General features: G+C 57.0%; 1 protein-coding gene. It reads left to right on the top strand.

Annotated elements, in window-relative coordinates; translation table 11 throughout:
- Positions 1–398: 398 nt before the first annotated feature.
- Positions 399–2967, top strand: a 2569-nt coding sequence (locus MHY87_RS19010; protein ID WP_239354066.1) for a calcium-binding protein, incomplete at its 3' end; no start/stop codon positions are given.

Genomic DNA, 2967 nt, shown 5'->3' with positions numbered 1-2967 from the left:
GCCTTCTTTATTTGCGCTCAACCAAGCAGGTAAGAAACAAAAAGATCATAGCGCGCTCTGAATTGACATAATGTAATTTTGATTACATTTCTTGTTTGCGTAGTAGTCTCCCAGATCAGAGCGCGCCTGATCTCAAGTACATTGCTCAAAATGACATAGACCGAACGGTCTAGGCCTGCGACCAGTAGTAGGTTTCTTACCGAGCGTCAGCCTATCTTACGCTAGAATCTTCAGAAAATATCTTTGGTTTAGATATGAACCCTCTCTAACCAGAGAGTAGTCACGCCTCTCCGACGTTGAAAACACTCCAGGCGGAACTGTGCCGTTATGCGGGTCGAGGAAGGCCTCGCAGGCACCTGAGAGATTCTTTGGGCGAAGCCCCAACCTGGAGAGCCGACGTGAAGAGCAACGACTGGGACGGTCATATCGTTCAGTACACCGACATGCAGGGCGTGGCCGCGGCCAGCGTTCACTTTGGTGGTGGAACATCCATGTCGCGGCTCGAAGCGGAGATGAACCGATACTTTGACGGCACGGGTGCCAAGATCACTTATGGTGGTTCCACAATTGGCAATGAGGTGCAGGTCGTCCAGATCACTTTGAAGCCCGGCGTGAAGGTCAAAGAAAACCCCGACGGAACGGTTACGATATCGGTGGTCAATTCCAAAGAAGGCACGACTGCCGTCGTCAAACTGGATAAGGACGGCAAGGTCGTCGAGGCCAAGTCCACGAAGGTGGAATACACAGCCGATGGCGGGGCCTTCCAGCGCATCACGGACCAGGACGGAAACGTTCGTGATGTGACGCTCGTGCATGGCGGCGAGGGGAAGACGAAGCCAAGCGTCTTTATTGATCCTGACACGGGAAATTTAACTGTCGTTAGCGTTACATCTGAAGCTGCCAACACTAAAACAGTTGCCACCTTCAGAGAGGATGGCGGCCTTATCAATCGCATTGATTACGATTACGACCTTCTCGAAGACGGCCGCATTGTCGAGCATTCAGTTGATATGAATGGGCAGCATCATTCCCGCGAAATTATCGGGATCGTACAAGACGGACAAGTATCAACCTTGACGACTAATAAAGGTGGTTTCGTTTATGCGACAACAACCTTGCCGGATGGCAATTATGTTCTGGTGACGATGACGCAAAGTTCTGCGCGTGCTGTTACTGAGAGAATATTTCATGAGACGCGATCTGATGGAAGCGTCATCCAGAAGTATATCGGTGGAGACGGTACGGTAGTAGAAACAGTTCTGATCGAAGGAAGGGAAGGATCCGAGCGGCCTGTTATGGTAGTTGAGCCTAGCGGGACTGTCATTTTTTCTGTGAATAGGGCTGACGGATCGAGGACATACGTTGCCTTGGATAATGCAGGGTTTGAGTTCAGTGGAGGGACTCGGACCTACGAACTAGGCCCTAACGGTAGCGCAGTACTGAAGTTTTACGATAATCAGACTGAGACGACGACGACAAGAACGCTTCTCGAGGCCAAGGAAGGCGCGGGGGTTCCTGTACTTGAACGAGATCAGGATACAGGAGAGTTCATAATCAGGGCCTTCCAAGCAGATGGCTCGGAAATCGCTGTCCGCATGGATGAGGCTGGATGGAAGGAAGTAGACAAGTATCGTCTGTCTCTAGAAGAAGTCGGCGGCGAACTCCATCAGATCTACGAAAGCTTTATGTATTCCGGTGATGATGGTTTCGCGAGAATGCGGATCAGGGCCGGTAATTGGTCCGATTTCATTGGCACTAAGCCTCCAGAGGGAGAAGCCCAAAGCCGTCCGGATGTCATTCATGGTCAAGGCGGGGTAAGGGACGCTTGGGACAGCGTGCTGGACTGGAGCCTGCACGGCGTTCCGGTTCTCGGGGAGAAGATCCAGACCATCGGCGATGCCGATTGGAAAGGTTGGACGGAGAACGGCGGCACGGTTAACCGCCAATCCGTCGATTTCACGGGCTCGGGTATCCATAAAGGTGTCGAGAAGGCTCTCCGCCTCAAGGCCGGCGGGGCTGGCCATGACGTGATGCACGGCGCCGGCGGCCTCGATGTGTTCTATGGCGGTGCCGGCAACGACACGCTCTCGGGCGGCGGCGACAGCGATCTGCTGTCCGGTGAGGACGGCAACGATGTGGTCGATGGCGGCGACGGCAAGGACGCGCTGCATGGCGGCCATGGCGACGACACGATCCATGGCGGCGCTGGCGACGATCTCCTCGACGATGGCCTGGCGGGCACGAAGGACGGCGTCAATGTTACCGGCAACGACTCCATGGATGGCGGCGACGGCAACGACAGGATCGACGGCCGTCTCGGCCACGACACGCTGATCGGCGGAGCGGGCAACGACAGCCTCATCGGCGGCGACGGCAACGACCGTCTCGACGGCGGTGACGGCAAGGACTTCCTGAGCGGCGGACGAGGCGAGGACACGCTTCTCGGCGGCGCCGGCGATGATCGTCTATCCGGCAACGACGGCAACGATACCATCGAAGGCGCGAGCGGCAACGATGTGATCGATGGCGGTCACGGCAACGACGTCCTGGATGGCGGTGAGGGCAACGACGTGCTCGACGGCTGGTCGGGAGACGACGTGGCCAATGGCGGCAACGGCGATGACACCATTCTCGGCAGCCTCGGCGCCGATACGCTCAACGGCGGCGCGGGCGTGGACACGGCCGATTACTCCGCCAGCGGCGGCTGGATTCATCTCGATCTGGCGTCCGGCTTCGCCGGTGGCAGCACCGGCACCGCGGCGCAGGGCGATCGCCTGATCAGCATCGAGAACGTGCTCGGCAGCAAGCACGGCGACACCATCATCGTCGGCAATGCCAGCGGCCAATACTTCGACTTTGGCGATTATCTCGCCAAGAACGGCGACGTGCGGGCGCATATCCTGGCCAACAATCTGGGCTTCGACTGGGCTTACACCCACTGGCTGACCTGGGGCCGGTTCGAAGGCC

Source organism: Microvirga sp. ACRRW (assembly GCF_022346925.1).
Classification (GTDB): Bacteria; Pseudomonadota; Alphaproteobacteria; order Rhizobiales; family Beijerinckiaceae; genus Microvirga.
Note: the sequence above shows the minus strand (reverse complement) of the source record. Positions and strands in the feature narration are given on the sequence as shown.